The 17353-nt window shown below is 62.7% G+C and carries 18 protein-coding genes; 9 read left to right on the forward strand and 9 right to left on the reverse strand.

The window, feature by feature from the left end; translation table 11 throughout:
* The first annotated feature begins 171 nt into the window (after window positions 1-171).
* Window positions 172-768, forward strand: a complete 597-nt coding sequence (locus X757_RS141570; RefSeq protein WP_023693959.1) for a T6SS immunity protein Tdi1 domain-containing protein — start codon at window positions 172-174, stop codon at window positions 766-768.
* A 6-nt stretch (window positions 769-774) separates the two neighbouring features.
* On the opposite strand, the gene X757_RS141565 is transcribed toward X757_RS141570, so the two are convergent.
* The 3 genes from X757_RS141565 to X757_RS1000000168175 are packed head-to-tail and all read right to left on the reverse strand — an operon-like array spanning window position 775 to window position 3066.
* Window positions 775-1224: a DNA polymerase III subunit chi gene (locus X757_RS141565; protein ID WP_023672739.1), complete on the reverse strand. Its 450-nt coding sequence runs from the start codon at window positions 1222-1224 to the stop codon at window positions 775-777.
* Between the two features lie 8 nt (window positions 1225-1232).
* The gene (locus X757_RS141560; RefSeq protein WP_023727347.1) at window positions 1233-2723 is read right to left on the reverse strand and encodes a leucyl aminopeptidase; all 1491 of its coding nucleotides are present in this window, start codon (window positions 2721-2723) and stop codon (window positions 1233-1235) included.
* A gap of 49 nt (window positions 2724-2772) precedes the next feature.
* Window positions 2773-3066, reverse strand: coding sequence for a hypothetical protein (locus X757_RS1000000168175; protein ID WP_155923279.1), 294 nt, complete (start codon window positions 3064-3066; stop codon window positions 2773-2775).
* Between the two features lie 32 nt (window positions 3067-3098).
* Here X757_RS1000000168175 and lptF point away from each other — a divergent pair, with 32 nt between their 5' ends.
* The 8 genes from lptF to X757_RS141520 all read left to right on the forward strand — a co-directional run bounded on the left by lptF (window position 3099) and on the right by X757_RS141520 (window position 11415).
* Entirely contained in the window at window positions 3099-4298 is a 1200-nt protein-coding gene (gene lptF / locus X757_RS141555) for an LPS export ABC transporter permease LptF (RefSeq protein ID WP_023672737.1), read from the forward strand.
* A 2-nt stretch (window positions 4299-4300) separates the two neighbouring features.
* Window positions 4301-5383 (forward strand): LPS export ABC transporter permease LptG, encoded by a 1083-nt coding sequence (lptG, locus tag X757_RS141550; protein ID WP_023695591.1) that lies wholly within the window; start codon window positions 4301-4303, stop codon window positions 5381-5383.
* Window positions 5383-7815 (forward strand): LPS-assembly protein LptD, encoded by a 2433-nt coding sequence (locus tag X757_RS141545; RefSeq protein ID WP_023727348.1) that lies wholly within the window; start codon window positions 5383-5385, stop codon window positions 7813-7815. The genes lptG and X757_RS141545 overlap by 1 nt, the downstream gene beginning before the upstream one ends.
* 90 nt (window positions 7816-7905) lie before the next feature.
* The gene (locus X757_RS141540; protein ID WP_023695593.1) at window positions 7906-8835 is read left to right on the forward strand and encodes a peptidylprolyl isomerase; all 930 of its coding nucleotides are present in this window, start codon (window positions 7906-7908) and stop codon (window positions 8833-8835) included.
* 12 nt (window positions 8836-8847) lie between these two features.
* Window positions 8848-9876 (forward strand): 4-hydroxythreonine-4-phosphate dehydrogenase PdxA, encoded by a 1029-nt coding sequence (gene pdxA, locus X757_RS141535; protein WP_031251538.1) that lies wholly within the window; start codon window positions 8848-8850, stop codon window positions 9874-9876.
* Between the two features lie 38 nt (window positions 9877-9914).
* On the forward strand, window positions 9915-10751 hold the full coding sequence (gene rsmA, locus X757_RS141530; RefSeq protein ID WP_023727350.1) for a 16S rRNA (adenine(1518)-N(6)/adenine(1519)-N(6))-dimethyltransferase RsmA: 837 nt from the start codon (window positions 9915-9917) through the stop codon (window positions 10749-10751).
* Between the two features lie 68 nt (window positions 10752-10819).
* The gene (locus tag X757_RS141525) at window positions 10820-11125 is read left to right on the forward strand and encodes a type II toxin-antitoxin system RelB/DinJ family antitoxin (protein WP_023672731.1); all 306 of its coding nucleotides are present in this window, start codon (window positions 10820-10822) and stop codon (window positions 11123-11125) included.
* Window positions 11122-11415 carry a type II toxin-antitoxin system RelE/ParE family toxin gene (locus tag X757_RS141520; RefSeq protein WP_023672730.1) on the forward strand — a complete coding sequence of 98 codons (294 nt, stop codon included), beginning with the start codon at window positions 11122-11124 and terminating at the stop codon, window positions 11413-11415. Before X757_RS141525 ends, X757_RS141520 begins: the two co-directional genes overlap by 4 nt.
* Before the next feature lie 33 nt (window positions 11416-11448).
* On the opposite strand, the gene gmk is transcribed toward X757_RS141520, so the two are convergent.
* The 6 genes from gmk to fabG all read right to left on the reverse strand — a co-directional run bounded on the left by gmk (window position 11449) and on the right by fabG (window position 17342).
* Window positions 11449-12105, reverse strand: coding sequence for a guanylate kinase (gene gmk, locus X757_RS141515; protein ID WP_023689111.1), 657 nt, complete (start codon window positions 12103-12105; stop codon window positions 11449-11451).
* Window positions 12106-12129: 24 nt separating this feature from the next.
* Window positions 12130-13128: a YicC/YloC family endoribonuclease gene (locus X757_RS141510; RefSeq protein ID WP_023727351.1), complete on the reverse strand. Its 999-nt coding sequence runs from the start codon at window positions 13126-13128 to the stop codon at window positions 12130-12132.
* 262 nt (window positions 13129-13390) lie between these two features.
* Entirely contained in the window at window positions 13391-14647 is a 1257-nt protein-coding gene (gene mltG / locus X757_RS141505) for an endolytic transglycosylase MltG (protein ID WP_023715070.1), read from the reverse strand.
* 202 nt (window positions 14648-14849) lie between these two features.
* Entirely contained in the window at window positions 14850-16112 is a 1263-nt protein-coding gene (gene fabF, locus X757_RS141500) for a beta-ketoacyl-ACP synthase II (RefSeq protein ID WP_023702951.1), read from the reverse strand.
* Window positions 16113-16146: 34 nt separating this feature from the next.
* Entirely contained in the window at window positions 16147-16383 is a 237-nt protein-coding gene (locus X757_RS141495; RefSeq protein WP_006203723.1) for an acyl carrier protein, read from the reverse strand.
* 221 nt (window positions 16384-16604) lie between these two features.
* Entirely contained in the window at window positions 16605-17342 is a 738-nt protein-coding gene (fabG, locus tag X757_RS141490; protein ID WP_023685686.1) for a 3-oxoacyl-[acyl-carrier-protein] reductase, read from the reverse strand.
* Window positions 17343-17353: the final 11 nt, after the last annotated feature.

Below are 17353 nucleotides of genomic sequence, written 5' to 3' on the forward strand. Positions count from 1 at the left end.
GATGATCCTGATCCGCATTCTCAGCCCGCCCAATGAGCCTGCATCCAGTCAATCCATAAAACGGATCCAATGTGATGGCCATCATCAAGACGAATGCGTGGGAACTATGGAGCCTTCAGTGGATTGCGGCTAGAATCTCTCGCAAGTATAAAGACCCGTACGGGGGCGATTATGGCCAGATCTTTTTTCCGCTTTATTTCTTCAATTTTTGGCGCGTCCGACGCCAGACAGGAAGGAAAAGCCGAGGCCAACAGAGCCAATACAGGGGGCTTGATCAGAGCCGAATGGCCCCATGACTATCAGTTCCTCTTTATCGAACCACCTGCGAACGAAGTCGCGGAAGCGTTGGACGGCTGGAAGTGGATCGGACTGGATGGCCTTGAACCAGCTGCGGTGTCAGCTTTCGGCGACATATTTTTCCGTGCCGGCGACGGGTCGGTTCGTCATCTCGATATGCTCGACGGGAAATTGACCAGAATTGCGGGTCATTGGGCGGAATTTCAGGCCGACTTGCAGAATGAAGCGCGCCGCGACGAGTTGCTGCTGGCGGGCCTTGTCGTTGCCGCCCGAAAGAACCGACTGATTCCGGCAGCCGGCCAATGCTATGATTTCAAGAAGCCGCCGGTGCTTGGCGGCGAAATGAGTCTGCGAGAGATGGAAACGACGTTTTTCGTTGTGAAGGTGCATATCGCCGGCCAAATCCATCGGCAGGTGAAAGATCTCCCGCAGGGCGCGAAGATAAACAAGGTTACGATCAGCGACCGATAACGCGACTTACGCCTTGCGCTCCCAGCGACGGTCGGGCGTCTGCTGCCAGTAGGTGACAGCGTGGCCCGCTTCTTTCAACACCTTCCAATGCGTCCGCGCCCCTTCGACCTGGGCCGCGTCATGGCCGTCGAACAGGAACACGGCGCGTTCGTAGCCGGCGAGATCGGCGGGTGCGGCGCCATCGACGAGGAAGCGTATCTGCGCCTGGTTGGGGTTGGCGTCGCTCGTGGTGAGCAGGATTGGCTGTTCGGCCGGATGGGCTTCACGGTCGGTCGCGTGCGCGAGGAACGAATCGTCCCTGAATGTCCACAGATGCAGGTCGAGCGCATCGCGCCGCTCCTCGGTCCCTGTCTGCACCACGGCGCGCCAGCCGCGATCGACGCTGCGCTCGAGCAGGCCGGGAAGCGCATCCTCCAGCGTCGATTCGGTCAGGTGGTAGAACAGGACATCGGCCATTCCCTGCCTTATCCCTCGTAATTGTCGCGCACCAGCCGGTCGAGCAGCCTGACGCCGAAACCCGAGCCCCAGGACTGGTTGATCTCGCTCGGCGGAGAGCCCATCGCGGTGCCGGCGATGTCGAGATGCGCCCACGGCGTTTCCTTGACGAAGCGCTGCAGGAACTGCGCGGCGATGATGGCCCCGCCATAGCGGCCGCCGATGTTCTTCATGTCGGCGTTCTTGGAATCGATCAGCTTGTCGTATTCGGGCCCAAGCGGCATGCGCCACAGCCGCTCCTGACTCGCTTGGCCGGCCGCCGTCAACCTGTCCGAAAGTTCGTCATTGTTGGAGAACAGGCCGGCATAATGCTGGCCGAGCGCGACCATGATGGCGCCGGTCAGCGTCGCCAGATTGACCATGAATTTCGGCTGGAAGCGGTCGTTGCAATACCACAGCGCGTCGGCCAGAACGAGGCGTCCTTCGGCATCGGTGTTGAGCACCTCGATGGTCTGACCCGACATCGAGGTGACGATGTCGCCGGGGCGCTGGGCATGGCCGTCGACGGCATTTTCCACCAGCCCGACGATGCCGACGACATTGGCCTTGGCCTTTCGCGCGGCCAGCGCCTGGATGAGCCCGATGACGGCCGCGGCACCGCCCATGTCGCCCTTCATGTCTTCCATGCCGGAGGCCGGCTTCATAGAATTGCCGCCGGTGTCGAAGGTGACGCCCTTGCCGACGAAGGCGACCGGTGCGTCCTTGGCCTTGCCGCCCTTCCATTGCATGACAGCCATCCGGGCGCCGCGCGGCGAACCCTGCGCGACACCGAGGAGCGAGCCCATGCCGAGCTTCTTCATTTCCTTCTCGGTGAGGATCTCGACCTCGACGCCGAGCACTTCCAGTTCCTTGGCGCGGGCGGCGAATTCGATCGGGCCGAGCGTATTGGCCGGTTCGTTGACAAGGTCGCGCGCCAGAAGCACGCCGTCGATGACCGCAACCTCGTCGGCGAAGGCCTTTTTCGCCGCGGCAGGATCGGCGGTGTGGATGGTCACCTTGACCGGTTTCTTCGGCTCGGCATCGTCCTTGTCTTTCCTGGTCTTGTATTTGTCGAAGGAGTAGCTGCGCAGAATGATGCCGGCGGCAAGGTTCGCCGCTTGCCTGCCGCCAATCTTTGCGCCCGGCACATCGAGGATGACGGCCACCTCCGCTGCCTTGCGCAGGGACGCGGCGATGGTGCCGCCAAGCTTCAGCCAGGCAAAGTCATCGAGGCCGGCGACCTTGCCGGCGCCGACCGCGACCAGTCGGTCGAGCGATGTTCCCTGCGGCGCCAACACTTCGACGACACCGGCGAATTTTCCGGAAAACTCCGCCACCGGAAACGCCCGCGCCAGCGTTCCTGAGGGGTCGCAGGCCTTTGCCGGTTCGCCAAGGCCACCATCGTCGGCCGCCAGCACGAAGATGCTGCCCTTTTTGGGTGCGGCAAATTTGGCGAAGGCGATCAATGGTCTCAAAGTCATCAGGTCCTGCTTTCGGGAAACGGCTCAGATTTTCAGGAAAAATGCATTCTCAGGGAAGATGCGCGACATTTGGTCGTTTTCCTTGATTTGGCAAGACTTTGCCGGAATCAGGGCTCATATGCGCAGCGGAATCGATAACGATTCGTCGCGGCACGGCCCCGCTTTCCTGCCGCAACCTGTTGTTAACCATCGATGTTCTCCCTTTCTTATCCATTGCCGCCGACACTCCGGCCTGCGGGACGGGCGATGTGGGACGGAGAATCGGATCGAACCGCCTGAAAGAAATGGCCAAACGCACCCAGTTGTACAGCCGCAGCCGGACGACTACCTTGTCCGCGGGCATGATGCCGTTCGGCAAATCGAGAAAAGCCTTACATGAAGGTCGTTGAACGCTACATCATGCGTCGCGCACTGGCGGTGTTTCTCGCTGCGCTGATCTGGACGCTGGCCATTGTCTGGACGACGCAGGTGCTTGCCCGCATCGACCTGGTCACCGACAGTGGCCAATCGGCGCTGACTTTTTTCGAGGTCGCGGGCCTCATCATCCCCACCATCATCCCGATCGTGGTGCCATTCGCCCTGGTGGTGGCGGTGGCCCAGACGCTCAGCGTCATGAACTCCGATTCGGAATTGGCCGTCATCAACGCAGCCGGCGCCTCGCGCTGGACGATTGTGCGGCCGGTCCTGCTGATCGCGCTGGCGGCCAGCGTCTTTTCCTTCGCGGTCGACAATGGCGTCGAACCCTATGCCAGGCAGAAGAACCGCCAGCTGATCGCGTCCTCGCGCGCCGATCTCTTGTCGCTGATCATCCAGGAAGGCACGTTCCGCAAGATCGACGACGGGCTGTTCCTGCAGATAGGCGAGCGGCTGCCGGACAACCGGCTCGGCGGCATCTTCGTGGCCGATTCGCGTGAGGAAGGCGCCAATCTGATCTATTATGCCAAGAGCGGCAGCGTCGTCGAAAAGGGTGACGAGAAGGTGCTGATGATGAATGACGGCGTCATTCATCGCAAGACGCTGACCGGCGATCTGTCGGTCATCCGCTTCACGTCCTACGCCTTCGACCTTTCCGCCTTCATGTCGGCGGCGAACGATATCATGCTCCTGCCCAAGGACCGAACGACGCAATACCTGCTCAACCCGGATCCGAACGACAAGATCTTCCAGCGCAGGCCCGGCGCCTACAAGGCCGAGCTCGACCAGCGCTTTTCCGAATGGTCCTATTCGCTGGTGTTCGCGCTGATCGCGCTGGCCGTGGCAGGCGATGCGCGCTCACACCGCGAGGCGCGCATCCACCCGCTGATCACAGCCATCGCCATTGCGCTGTTCGTGCGCTGGCTGGGCTTCTTTGCCGCCGGCAAGGCCGACAAGATCCCGCAATACGCCTATATGGTCTATGGCGTGCCGGTCATCGCCTCGGCGGTCGCCATCTGGTTCATCGTCACCTCGCGAAGCATGGAACTGCCCGGCAGCTGGGCCGACTGGATGACGAATTTCGCCGGCCGCGTCAGCGATGGCTGGACGGCGCTCAAGCTGCGCCTCAATCGGCGCTACACATCCGGCCAGGGAGCCTGACGATGGGCTGGACCTTGGGCCGCTACTTCTTCTTTCGCTACGTGTCGATCACGATCTGGTTCTTCATCGGCCTTCTGGCGCTGGTGTTCCTGATCGACTTCACCGAGCTGTCCGGCCGCATCACCGGCCTGCCGGGCTTCACCTACGGCACGGCGGTCGCGATCTCGGCGCTGAGGATGCCGATGATCATGCTGCAGACGGTGCCGTTCGTCGGCCTGTTCTCGGCGATGGCGACGCTGGTCTCGCTCAACCGAAAATACGAGCTGGTGATTGCGCGCTCGGCCGGAGTGTCGGCCTGGCAGTTTCTGTTGCCCTGCTGCATCGGTGCGCTGTTATTCGGCATTTTGTCGGTCGGCGTGCTCAATCCGATCGCCGCGCATGGCTTCTCATGGTCGGAGCAGATGGAAAACCAGCTGCGATCCGGCAATTCGAACGCGGTGGCGGCCGATGCCACGCCGTGGATCCGCCAGAAAACCAACTCCGGCGACACCATCATCGGCGCCCGCGCCATCCTGAACCAGGGCCTGGAAATGGCCGACACCGTGTTCTTCGTCCTCGATCCGCAGGGCAATATCGTCGAGCGCAAGGACGCGGCGCGGGCCTTTCTGCGCGACGGCTATTGGGAATTGCAGGACGTCAAGGTGTTCAAGGACGGCAACATCCGTTCCGAAACGACCGACCAGTTGCCGACCAACCTCAAGCCGGAATTCGTGCAGGAACGGCTGGCGCGCCCCGAAACCATCCCGTTTTACGACCTTCCCGGCAAGATTGAGGTTGCCCGCTCCTTCGGCCTCAAGGCAAATGCCTTCGCCATGCAGTTCGATTCGCTGGTGGCGTTACCGTTCCTGCTTGTGGCCATGACGCTGATTGCGGCAACAGTTTCAATGCGATTTGCGAGGATGGGGCAGTCGGCAACGATGATTCTGGGTGGCGTCCTCGCCGGCTTTCTGCTTTATGTCGTTTCGGTATTGGTCAAGGCATTCGGCGTTGCGGGATTCGTGCCCACAGCCGTGGCTGCATGGGTTCCGGTTGTCGTGGCTATGTTCTTTGGGGTGACATTCCTGCTATACAAGGAAGACGGCTAGTGAGGGAGGCGGCTTTGCGCAGCCATAGGCAGGCCGGTTTGGCGCGCCTCTATTCGGCGAGCGCCTTGGCATGCCTGCTCGCCTGCGGCGTGCTGACGGCCCCTGCGCTGGCGCAGGACGTTACCGACGTGGCAACGAAGGTTCCCTCCGGCTCCCAGATGCTGCTGGCGGCAGACACGCTCGTCTATAACAATGACAACCAGACGGTCACCGCCATCGGCGGCGTCCAGATCGACTATGGCGGCAACAAGCTCGTCGCCCAGCGCGTCGTCTATGATCGAAACACCAAGCGGCTGGTTGCCAGCGGCAATGTCGAGATCGTCAACAGCGACGGCACCAAGATCAACTCGCAGCATATCGATATTACCGACGATTTCGCTGACGGTTTCGTCAATGCGCTGCGCGTCGAAACGCCCGAAAAAGCCTATTTCGCCGCCGAAAGCGCCGAGCGCATGGGCGGCGTGCTGACGACGTTCCACAACGGCGTCTATACGGCCTGCGAGCCTTGCGAAGACAAGCCGGACAAGGCGCCGACCTGGCGGATCAAAGCCAGGAAGATCATCTGGAACGGCGAAAAGAAGACGGTTCGCTTCGAGAATGCGAATTTCGAATTCTTCGGCTTCCCGCTGGCTTATCTGCCGGCGTTCGAGATCGCCGACCCGACGGTCAAGCGCAAAAGTGGCTTCCTGATCCCCAGCATCGGCTACAACAATCGTCTCGGCGTCGGCGTCAAAGTCCCCTACTACTTCGCTTTGTCGCCGACCTACGACCTCACCGTTACCGGCAGCGGCTACACCAAGCAGGGTTTCCTCGGCGAGGCCGAGTGGCGCCAGCGCTTCAACAATGGCCAGTACACGCTGAAGCTTGCCGGAATCAACCAGCAGGACCCTGGCGCTTTCCGTGATTTCGCGGCTTTCCCCGGCGGCTACAATGTCAATTCGGGGCCAGCAGGCGATCCGAACAAGTTCCGCGGCATGATGGGCACCAAGGGCCAGTTCGCCATCAATCCGCGCTGGGACTTCGGCTGGGATATCCTGCTTCAGACCGACAAGAATTTTTCGCGTACCTATACGATCGAAGGCTACAACGACGCCGTGCATCAATCGTCGGTCTACCTGACCGGCCTAAACGACCGCAATTATTTCGATGTGCGCGCCATGCGCTTCCAGGTTCAGGAGAACACACCGGACGGCAACGTCGCATCGCGCAGCGACAAGCAGCCCTGGGTGTTGCCGTCGCTCGACTATGCCTACATCCCCGACATGTCGGTGGCCGGCGGCCAGCTGTCGTTCAACGTCAATGCACGAGTCATTCGCCGCGACGATCTCGATCAGGCCTATTTTACCCCCTATGTGCCGGGCTCAGGCGTCCAGCGCGTGCGCGGCATCGAGGGCGAATCCGGTCGCCTCACCGCCGAAGCCGAATGGAAGCGTACCTTCACCACGGACGGCGGATTGCAGTTGACGCCCCTTCTGGCTCTGCAGGGCGACGTCGACTATCTCAACGCTTCTTCGGCTTCGCTGACTGCGGTAAACCAGATGGCAACGAATGTCGGTGCCGCCGACGACATGCGGTCTTCCTTCGCCCGGTACATGGCGACCGCCGGACTTGAAATGCGCTGGCCGGTGCTGTTCTCGATGACCGGCTCCAGCCATATCGTCGAGCCGATGGCGCAGGTCTTCATGCGCCCGAATGAGCAGTATGTCGGCGGGCTCGCCGTTCCCAACGAGGATGCACAGAGCTTCGTCTTCGACGCCACGACGCTGTTCGAGCGCGACAAGTTCTCCGGCTACGACCGCGTCGAAGGCGGCAGCCGCGCCAATGTCGGGTTCCGCTATTCCGGCGCCTACGACAATGGCTGGGGCACCAACGCGATCTTCGGCCAATCCTACCAGTTGGGCGGGCGCAACTCGTTCGATTCACCGGATCTGGTCAATGCGGGCGCCGATTCCGGCTTGGAGACTTCGACCTCCGACTATGTCGGCCTTGTCGGCTTCAGCAGCCCGAGCGGCTTCTCCGGTTCGCTCAGCGGCCGCTTCGACGAGCAGACCTTCGAAGTTCGCCGTGCCGAGGTGAAGGCCGCCTATTCCGGGCTGCCGGTTTCGCTGAGCGCCAAATACGCCTTCATCCAGGCGCAGCCGCTCTATGGTTTCACCACCGACCGCCACGAAGTCACGCTCGGCGCCTCGACACACCTGGCCGAAAACTGGCGCGTCTTCGGCACCGGCACCTACGACCTGCAACAAAGCGTGCTGGTCAAGGACGGCGTCGGCTTTGCCTACAATGATTCCTGCTTCACCTACCTGATGACGTACTCGGAATCACGCGACATCAACACCAAGGAAGTGTCGCAGAATGTCGGCTTCAACCTGTCGTTCCGCACGCTCGGCGATTTCGGCTCGTCCCAAAGCTCGATCGACTCCATCCAGTAGAGCCGGCTGACGACATCGTTTTGCCGCATAAAGCGGGCACGGATTTCGCCAATATCGGGCTGGAATCGGCCAAAACCGGGTAGAATTGGGATGCTTTCGATGAGGAAATACCTGTTTTCGGCAGGATTCGCGCTCCTGTTGGCGGCGACCTCGGTCTCTGTCACCATGATGGTACCGCCGGCGTTCGCCAGTGAAATCAAGTATGTCGTCAACAACATGCCGATCACCACCGGCGACATCGCGCACCGGGCTGCCTTCCTGAAACTGCAGCGCAAGAAGGGTGACGCGGGTCAGGAAATGATCGACCAGACGCTGCGCATGGCGGAGGCCAGGCGTCTCGGCATCCGCATCTCCGACGCCCAGGTAGAGGCTGCCTATCAGCGCTTTGCCTCGAGCAACAAGATGCAGCTCAAGCAGCTCGACGGTGTCATGGCGCAGTCCGGCGTGACCAAGGAGCATTTCAAGGAATTCATCCGCTCCCAGATGGCGTGGAACCAGGCGCTGAGCGCACGCTACAGCGGCGGCGGCGGGGAGGTGAGCGAACAGGATCTGGTCAAGCGCATGCTCGAAAAAGGCGGCGCCAAGCCAAGCGCCACCGAGTACATGCTGCAGCAGGTGATCTTCGTGGTGCCGAAGGCCGAGCGCAGTGCCACACTCGCCAAACGCAAGCGCGAGGCTGAAGCCATGCGCGCCCGCTTCAATGGCTGCAACACCACGCGTGAATTCGCCAAGGGCCTGATCGACGTCACCGTTCGCGACCTCCCCCGATTGCTGGCGCCGCAACTGCCGCCGGACTGGGCCGAGCAGATCAAGGCCACCAAGCTGGGCGGCGCCACGGCCGTGCGCGAGACCGATCGCGGCATTGAATTCATCGGCATCTGCTCGTCGCGAGAGGTTTCCGACGACAAGGCGGCCCAGATGGTGTTCCAGAGCGAAGGCAGCGGCGACAAGAACGCCGACGAGCTCTCGGCCAAATATGTCGAAGAGCTGAAGGCGAAAGCCAAGATCGTTACGCGCTGAACCGGCCCAGCCGTGCGTGAGACAGAGCTTCCGCTGGCGCTGAGCGTCGGCGATCCATCCGGCGTCGGTCCGGAAATCGCCATTGCCGCGTGGCAGAGCGCCCGCGGTTCCGGTGCCGCGCCCTTCTACCTTCTCGCCGATCCGGCGCTGATTGCCGCGCGGGCGCGCCGGCTCGGCGCGGCGGTGGCAATCGCCGAGACGGTGCCGGCCCAAGCAGCTGGTGTCTTTCAACACGCCTTGCCCGTGGTGCCGCTGGCGGCCCACTTCACCGACGATCCCGGCCGGCCCGACCCGGCCAATGCCGCCGGCATCATCGAGGCCATCGATCGCGCCGTCGCCGACTGCCTTGCCGGTCACGCGGCCGCGGTCGTCACCTGTCCGATCGCGAAGAAGCCGCTCTACGATGCCGGCTTCGGCTTTCCCGGCCACACCGAGTATCTGGCGCATCTGGCCTCGCTCCACACCGGCGGCACGGTGACGCCGGTGATGCTGATCGCCGGCCCCGAATTGCGCACCGTTCCTGTCACCATCCACATCGCGCTGGCCGAGGTGCCGAAGACGCTGACGACGGAGCTGATCGTTGCCATCGCGCGCATCACCGCCGGCGATCTTGCACGCCGTTTCGGCATCGCCAGGCCGAGGCTCGCGCTTGCCGGCCTCAATCCGCATGCCGGCGAAAGCGGCGCCATGGGGACAGAGGACGAGCACATCATTCGTCCTGCGGTCGACATGTTGCGGGCGCAAGGCATCGATGCCTTCGGACCGCTGCCGGCCGATACGATGTTTCATGCGCGCGCCCGCGCCGGCTACGACGTGGCGGTCTGCATGTATCATGACCAGGCGTTGATCCCGGCCAAGGCGCTGGCCTTCGACCAGGCCGTCAACGTCACGCTTGGCCTGCCGTTCATCCGCACCTCGCCCGATCACGGCACAGCCTTCGACATCGCCGGCAAGGGCATCGCACGTCCCGACAGCCTGATCGCGGCGCTAAAGCTGGCCCGCCGGCTGGCCGATACCGGCGCAAAGCCCGCAGTTGCATGAGCCAAAAATCATGAGCCCAAATCATGAGCCCAAAATTCATGAGCATTGACGGGCTGCCGCCGCTGCGCGAGGTGATCGAGCGCCATGGACTGCAGGCAAAGAAGGCGCTTGGCCAGAATTTCCTGCTCGACCTCAATTTGACCGGCAAGATCGCGCGCGTCGCCGGGGACCTTAGCGACAGTACGGTAATCGAGGTCGGCCCCGGCCCCGGCGGGCTGACCAGGGCGCTGCTCGCTGCCGGTGCCCGCCGCGTCGTCGCCATCGAGCGCGACGAACGCTGCCTTGCGGCCTTGGCCGAGGTCTCCAACCACTATCCGGGCCGGCTCGAGGTGATCAGCGGCGATGCGCTGAAGACGGATTTTGCCGCTCTTGCCAAGACCGCGTCACAAGGCAGCCCGGTGAGGATTGCCGCCAACCTGCCCTACAATATCGGCACCGAGCTGTTGATCCGTTGGCTGACTGTGGCGGACTGGCCACCCTTCTATCAATCGATGACGCTGATGTTCCAGCGCGAGGTGGCCGAGCGCATTGTCGCCGGTTTCGGCAGCGATGCTTATGGCCGGCTCGGCGTGCTGGCGGGCTGGCGGACCGAGGCGAGGATCGCCTTCGACGTGCCGCCGCAAGCGTTCACGCCGCCACCCAAGGTAACGTCCTCGGTGGTGCATCTGGTGCCGCGCGCCAGCCCTTTGTCAACCGACGTGAAAAAACTCGGTCGCGTCACCGAAGCCGCTTTCGGCCAGCGCCGGAAAATGCTGCGGCAGAGCGTGAAGAGCCTGGGTGGCGAGGCACTGCTGACGCGCGCCGGCATCGATCCGACCCGGCGTGCGGAGACGCTCAGCGTCGAGGAATTCGTGCGGCTGACAAACGCGGTTTGACCGGCGGCGCTAGCGCCGCCTAGCAATCGTCATTCAAACGCATTACATTGACGTCGAAGGAGATTGCCATGCCAGCAAATGCACTGGTCCAGACGCGTATCGACGCCGACATCCGGGATCGAGCTTCGGCGGTGCTCGAAAGCATGGGGCTGACGGTCTCGGATGCGGTGCGGATATTGCTCACCCGAACCGCCAACGAGGGTGCGCTGCCCATCGATCTCGTCACAAACAACGAGGCGTATGATTTATGGTTTCGCGCCAAGGTTCGCGAAGCGCTCGACGACACCCGACAAGACATTCCTGATGATCAAGTCGAGGCGCATTTTGCCGAGAGACGCGCCGCGGCGCGGCGTTCGGGTGAACCTAAATCTTGAAGATCGTCTGGTCGCCATTTGCGCTTTCAGATCGCGACGGCATCTTCGCGCATATCGAGGCCGACAATCCTGCGGCCGCGATCGCCACCGATGAGCGGATCGTCGCCGCAATCAACCGTCTTCGGGACCTTCCCCAAAGCGGCCGGATCGGCAGGCTTGCAGGGACACGAGAGATCGTCATCGTCGGCACGCCATATGTCGCGGCCTATCAGCTGACCAACAGCACGATTCGAATCCTGCGCGTGCTTCACGGAGCGCAGCGTTGGCCGGACGATCTGCCAGGCAGCTGATGCCGCTAATTTAGATTGCCAGCGGTGGACGAGCTATTCCGTCTTCTCGTCCAGCAACCCCGAGACGAAATCGAACAGCCCGGGCCGGCGGTCGCGCCGCAGCCTTTCCGCCGTCACGATGCCACGCACTTCGGCGAAGGCGCGGTCGAGATCGTCGTTGACGATGACAAAGTCATATTCCTTCCAGTGCTCGATCTCGTTGCGGGCGTTCTTCAGCCTGGTCTCGATCACGTGCTCCTGGTCCTCGGCGCGGCGCTTGAGGCGCGACTTCAATTCCTTCATCGACGGCGGCAGGATGAAGATCGAGACGATGTCGGCGCGCATCTTCTCCTTGAGCTGCTGGGCGCCTTGCCAGTCGATGTCGAAGAGCATGTCACGGCCCTGCGCCAGCGCCAGTTCGGCCGGCTCGCGCGGCGTCGCGTAGCAATTGCCGTGCACCTCGGCCCATTCGAGCAACGCGTCGGAATCGCGCAGCCGCTCGAACTCGCGCGTGGTGCGGAAGTGATAGTGGACGCCCTCGATCTCCGAGCCGCGGCGTGGCCTGGTGGTGACCGAGACCGATAATTCCAGGCTGCCGTCGCTTTCCAGCAGGTTGCGCGCGATCGTCGACTTGCCGGCGCCCGACGGCGACGACAGGACCAGCATCAGCCCGCGGCGGCGAATGCGGGATCCGAGATCCCTGGCAACCATCGGCTCCTTGCCACCCATTCGGGTTTACTCCAGATTCTGGACCTGTTCGCGAAACTGGTCGACCACCGCCTTCAGTTCCAGCCCGATGGCGGTGACAGTGGCGGCGTTCGACTTGGAACACAGCGTATTCGATTCGCGGTTGAATTCCTGCGCCAGAAAATCGAGCTTGCGGCCGATGGCGCCGCCATTTGCCAGCAGCGCTCTGCCCGACGCCACATGCGTCTTCAGCCGATCGATCTCTTCACGGATATCGGCCTTGGTGGCCAGGAACGCCGCTTCCATGTGCAGCCGGCCGGCATCGAGATTGGCCGACGCATCCATCAGCAGCCGCACCTGTTCGGCGATCCGCTCGCGGATCGCCGCCGGTTCGCGCGACGGGTCGGCCTCGGCTTGAAGCGTCAGCGCCTCAATGGCGTCGATATGGCCGGAAAGCAGCGAACGCAGCGCTTCGCCCTCGTTCTGGCGTGCCTGCTCGAGACCTGTAAGCGCCGTTTCCAGCGCGGACAGGATTGACGCGTCGAGTGCTGCCCGCACCTCCTCGGTTTCGCTGGTTTCAGGGATATCGAGCACGCCGCGCAGGGAAAGCAGACCGTCGGCAGTTGCCGGACCAACACCGAACTGGTCCTGCAGCCGCTTGGCCATGCCCGCCAGATCCCTGAGGAAGGCTTCGTTGACCACCGGCTGCGCCTGCTGGCCGGCGGCGCGGCCGACGGTCAGCGTCGCTTGGAAATTGCCACGCGAAAAGCGCTTCTGCAGCGTCTGCCGCACAGTCGGNTCGTTGACCACCGGCTGCGCCTGCTGGCCGGCGGCGCGGCCGACGGTCAGCGTCGCTTGGAAATTGCCACGCGAAAAGCGCTTCTGCAGCGTCTGCCGCACAGTCGGTTCGAGCCGCTCGAAACCTTGCGGCAACCGCAACCTGACCTCGACGCTCTTGCCGTTGACCGACTTGACCTCCCAGGCGATCGAGGCGCCGTCATGTTCGGCAACAGTGCGTGCAAATCCGGTCATGCTCTGCAAATTCATGATGCGGCTCGTGTCTCCCTGATGGTCCGATTCTAACAATTGCGCATGCGTTCGATATCACGGGCAGCGCGAATGTCAGAATCGCAATACCGGCAAGATGTTGATTGCCGCTGTCGTTTCGATCTCGCAGGGCTGAAATCGAGATTCAGAGGCACCCGAGCAAGACCGAAAACGCTTCGAACCCCGCTGTTCGTTCAAAGCAGCAGCGCGTCCGCCTCTGTCCGCGTCGCTTAAGGTCGATCCCTCTGAAAGCGCCGGCCTGCTACTGGGCGGCACCCGTATCGCCGGCATCACCGCTGTCACCGGCGGCATCGCCACTTGCGTCACCGTTGTCGTCGCCATCCGCCGGCGCATCGGTCTGGCCCGGAGTCTTGGCGCCCTTGGCGGCGTCTTCAGCCTGCTTCTTCTGCAGTGCCCGGTAGCGGGCAACGTTCTCATTGTGCTCGGCAAGCGTGGTGGCAAAGACGTGGCCGCCGGTGCCGTCGGCGACGAAATAGAGATCATCGGTCTTCGACGGGTTGGCGACGGCTTCGAGCGCGGCGCGGCCGGGATTGGCGATCGGCGTCGGCGGCAGGCCATTGATCAGATAGGTGTTGTAAGGCGTCTGTTTCTGGATGTCAGATTGATAAATCGGCCGGTCGGCGGGTTTGCCCTTGCCGCCGAACAGGCCGTAAATGATGGTCGGATCGGATTGCAGCCGCATGCCCTTGGCCAGACGGTTGAGGAAGACGGCGGCAACGCGCGAGCGCTCGTCGCCCCGGCCGGTTTCCTTTTCGACGATCGAGGCCAAGGTGACGAAGTCGTCGACATTGGCCAGAGGCAGGTCGGGCGCGCGCCGCTGCCAGACCTCGTCGACCAGCTTCTTCTGGTCGGCGAGCAGCTTGTCGACCATCTGTTGGCGCGTGGCGCCGCGGGTAAAGCGCAGCGTGTCGGTGGCGAGGCTGCCCTCAGCCGGCTTGGCGGCCGGCATGTCGCCGGTCAGCGCATCCTGCTCGGCGATGCGCTGCAGCGCCTGCTCGACCGTCAGGCCCTCGGGAATGGTCAGCGAATACATCACCGATTTGCCGCTCTTCAGAAGCTCCATGATGTCGCGCATGGAGGCGCGCGGCTTTATCTCGTATTCGCCTGCCTTCAGCGCTGAATCATTGCCATAGACCCGCACGGCGATGCGGAAGATGCGGGCATCGCTGATCAGCCCACGCCGTTCGAGCTGGTCGGCAATATCCTGGACGCCGGTGCTCGGCTTGACCAGGAAGGTGTCGCCGGCCACCGACGGGCCCGGTTCGTTGAATGCCTGCTTGCCGAAATAGAGCGAAACGCCGGCGGCGAGGATCATCAACATCACCGCGGAGATGACGAAGTTCATGAACACCACGACTTGGCTGCGCGAGGCGCGCGAGCGCTTTGGTGGTGGTGTGCCGGCTTCCGGGCGCAAAGCTTCGGCCGCGGTCTTCGGCACGATCGGGCCGGTCTGCTGGTTTTGTCCGAATTGTCCGCTGCCGCCCGGATTGGTGTTCATTAGCGCCCTACCATCTGATCTCTTAGAGCGACCATGCGCCCGATTGGACGCACAGCGTGCCCTAACATTTCAAGCCTACGCATCGTGCTTTTAAAAAAAGCGCCTTCGGTTTCAGGCCGATGCGACGAATCCCCAGCGGCAGAGTAGGCTTGAATATGGCAAAATTGACGACAGACCGCTGGCGCGCCGGTCGATACCGCAATCAGCCTGTATAACGCTGGAATACCAGCGAAGCGTTGGTGCCGCCGAAGCCGAAGGAGTTGGACAGCGCCACGTCGACCTGGCGATGCCGTGGCGTGTTCGGAACAAGATCGATCGCGGTTTCGCGTTCCGGGTTGTCAAGATTGATGGTGGCTGGCGCGATGTTGTCTCTGATAGCGAGGATCGAAAAGATCGCCTCGGCGGCACCCGCCGCACCCAGGAGATGGCCGATCGACGACTTGGTCGACGACATCGAGATTTTCGAGGCGGCGTTGCCGACCAGCCGCTCGACGGCGCCGAGTTCGATCGTGTCGGCCATGGTCGAGGTGCCGTGCGCGTTGATGTAGTCGACGTCGGCGGGCGTCAGCTTGGCCCGGTTCAGCGCCGCCGTCATGCATCGGAAGGCGCCGTCGCCGTCTTCGGCCGGTGCAGTGATGTGATAGGCATCGCCGGTCAGGCCGTAGCCGGTGACCTCGGCATAGATCTTGGCGCCGCGCGCCTTGGCGTGTTCGAGTTCTTCCAGCACGACGACCCCGGCGCCCTCGCCCATGACGAAGCCGTCACGGTCGCGGTCATAGGGACGCGAGGCCTTCTCAGGCGTGTCATTGCGGTCGGTGGACAGTGCCCGGCAAGCAGCGAAGCCGGCAAGCGATAGTCTGGTCACCGGCGATTCCGCGCCGCCGGCCAGCATCACGTCGGCATCGCCGAAGATGATCAGCCGGGCGGCATCGCCAATGGCGTGCGCGCCGGTCGAGCAGGCGGTGACGACGGCGTGGTTGGGGCCTTTCAGCCCATGCCGGATCGATACCTGGCCAGATACCAGGTTGATAATGTTGCCGGGAATGAAGAATGGACTGATACGGCGCGGTCCGCGCTCTTTCAGGATGATAGCGTTCTCGGCGATGCCCTCGAGGCCGCCAATGCCGGAGCCGATCATGACGCCGGTGGCGCAGCGCTCGGCTTCGGTGCTGGGCTCCCAGCCGGAATCCTTCAGCGCTTCGTCGGCGGCCGCAATCCCGTAAAGGATGAAGTCGCCGATCTTGCGCAGTTCCTTGGGCTCGAGCACGGCTTCGGGATTGAGCGTGCCGTTGGTGCCGTCACCGCGCGGAATGACGTGGGCGATCTTGCAGGCAAGATCTCCCACTTCGAACTCGGTGACGCGCTTGGCGGCGCTGCGGCCGGTCAGAAGTTCCTTCCAGCTGTGCTCGAAGCCCATGCCGAACGGCGAAACCAGGCCAAGGCCCGTGACGACGACACGCCTCATCGCAGGTCCTCCCCGGTGATGACTGCGGATAGTGTCAGGCTGAAGCCTTGTCGATGTACTTCACGGCATCGCCGACGGTCAGGATGGTCTCGGCCGCATCGTCCGGAATCTCGACGCCGAACTCTTCTTCGAAGGCCATGACGAGTTCGACCGTGTCGAGGCTGTCCGCGCCCAGATCATCGATGAAGCTCGCCTGCTCCGTCACCTTGTCGGCATCGACGCCAAGATGTTCGATGACGATCTTCTTGACGCGCTCTGCGGTGTCACTCATTTGGGGCATCCTCGTCTTTTGTTTGTCTGTCTTCGTTAGCGGGCAGAATGCCGCTAATCAAGCTGAAAGATGGTCCTGCCGGAAACGCAACGATGCCGGACCGGTTTTTGCCCGAACCGCCGGGTTGCGGGCCGCATTACACGAAAAATGGCTGAGGTCCAAGGCGAAATGGTCTCTTTTCACAAGCCGGCCATGTCTTCTTATCACCCGGCAATATCCTGTCAGATCATGGCCATGCCACCGTTGACATGGATGGTCTGGCCGGTGACGTAGGCTGCCTCGTTGGAGGCGAGATAGGCGACGGCCGACGCCACTTCAACACTCGTGCCCATGCGGCGCGTCGGGATCGCGGCCATTATCGCGTCTTTCTGCTTGTCGTTGAGCTTGTCGGTCATGGCCGATTCGATAAAGCCCGGGGCGACGCAGTTGACGGTGATGTTGCGGGTGGCGATCTCCTGCGCCAGCGACTTGGAAAAGCCGATCATGCCGGCCTTGGAGGCGCAATAATTGGTCTGGCCAGGATTGCCGGTGACGCCGACCACCGAGGTGATGTTGATGATGCGGCCATGGCGGCGGCGCATCATCGGATGGGTCAGCTCGCGGGTCAGCCGGAACACGGCGGTGAGGTTCACCTCCAGCACGCTGTCCCAATCCGCGTCCGCCATGCGCACGAACAGGCCGTCCTTGGTGATGCCGGCATTGTTGACCAGTATGTCGACGCCTTCGAGTTCGGCTTCGGCCTTCTGGCCAAGCGCCTTGACCTCGTCACGGTCGGCAAGATTGGCCGGGAACAGCTTTACCCGGTCGCCGAGTTCGCCGGCCAGGGTCTCCAGTTTCTCGATGCGGGTGCCGTGCAGGCCGACAATGGCGCCTTGCGCATGCAGCACCCGGGCAATCGCCTCGCCAATGCCGCCCGATGCGCCGGTGACGAGCGCCTTGCGGCCGGTCAGTTCGAACATTTTCGTCTCCT

It is taken from the genome of Mesorhizobium sp. LSHC412B00 (assembly GCF_000503035.1).
In the GTDB taxonomy this organism is placed as follows: Bacteria; Pseudomonadota; Alphaproteobacteria; order Rhizobiales; family Rhizobiaceae; genus Mesorhizobium.

Coding starts and splice junctions, on each gene's coding strand:
- lptG (WP_023695591.1), top strand. CDS start 4,301: ATGGGCTGGACCTTGGGCCGCTACTTCTTCTTTCGCTACGTGTCGATC.
- X757_RS141525 (WP_023672731.1), top strand. CDS start 10,820: ATGCCAGCAAATGCACTGGTCCAGACGCGTATCGACGCCGACATCCGG.
- fabG (WP_023685686.1), bottom strand. CDS start 17,342: ATGTTCGAACTGACCGGCCGCAAGGCGCTCGTCACCGGCGCATCGGGC.
- X757_RS1000000168175 (WP_155923279.1), bottom strand. CDS start 3,066: ATGCCCGCGGACAAGGTAGTCGTCCGGCTGCGGCTGTACAACTGGGTG.
- X757_RS141495 (WP_006203723.1), bottom strand. CDS start 16,383: ATGAGTGACACCGCAGAGCGCGTCAAGAAGATCGTCATCGAACATCTT.
- lptF (WP_023672737.1), top strand. CDS start 3,099: ATGAAGGTCGTTGAACGCTACATCATGCGTCGCGCACTGGCGGTGTTT.
- X757_RS141560 (WP_023727347.1), bottom strand. CDS start 2,723: ATGACTTTGAGACCATTGATCGCCTTCGCCAAATTTGCCGCACCCAAA.
- gmk (WP_023689111.1), bottom strand. CDS start 12,105: ATGGTTGCCAGGGATCTCGGATCCCGCATTCGCCGCCGCGGGCTGATG.
- X757_RS141565 (WP_023672739.1), bottom strand. CDS start 1,224: ATGGCCGATGTCCTGTTCTACCACCTGACCGAATCGACGCTGGAGGAT.
- X757_RS141570 (WP_023693959.1), top strand. CDS start 172: ATGGCCAGATCTTTTTTCCGCTTTATTTCTTCAATTTTTGGCGCGTCC.
- rsmA (WP_023727350.1), top strand. CDS start 9,915: ATGAGCATTGACGGGCTGCCGCCGCTGCGCGAGGTGATCGAGCGCCAT.
- fabF (WP_023702951.1), bottom strand. CDS start 16,112: ATGAGGCGTGTCGTCGTCACGGGCCTTGGCCTGGTTTCGCCGTTCGGC.
- mltG (WP_023715070.1), bottom strand. CDS start 14,647: ATGAACACCAATCCGGGCGGCAGCGGACAATTCGGACAAAACCAGCAG.
- X757_RS141540 (WP_023695593.1), top strand. CDS start 7,906: ATGCTTTCGATGAGGAAATACCTGTTTTCGGCAGGATTCGCGCTCCTG.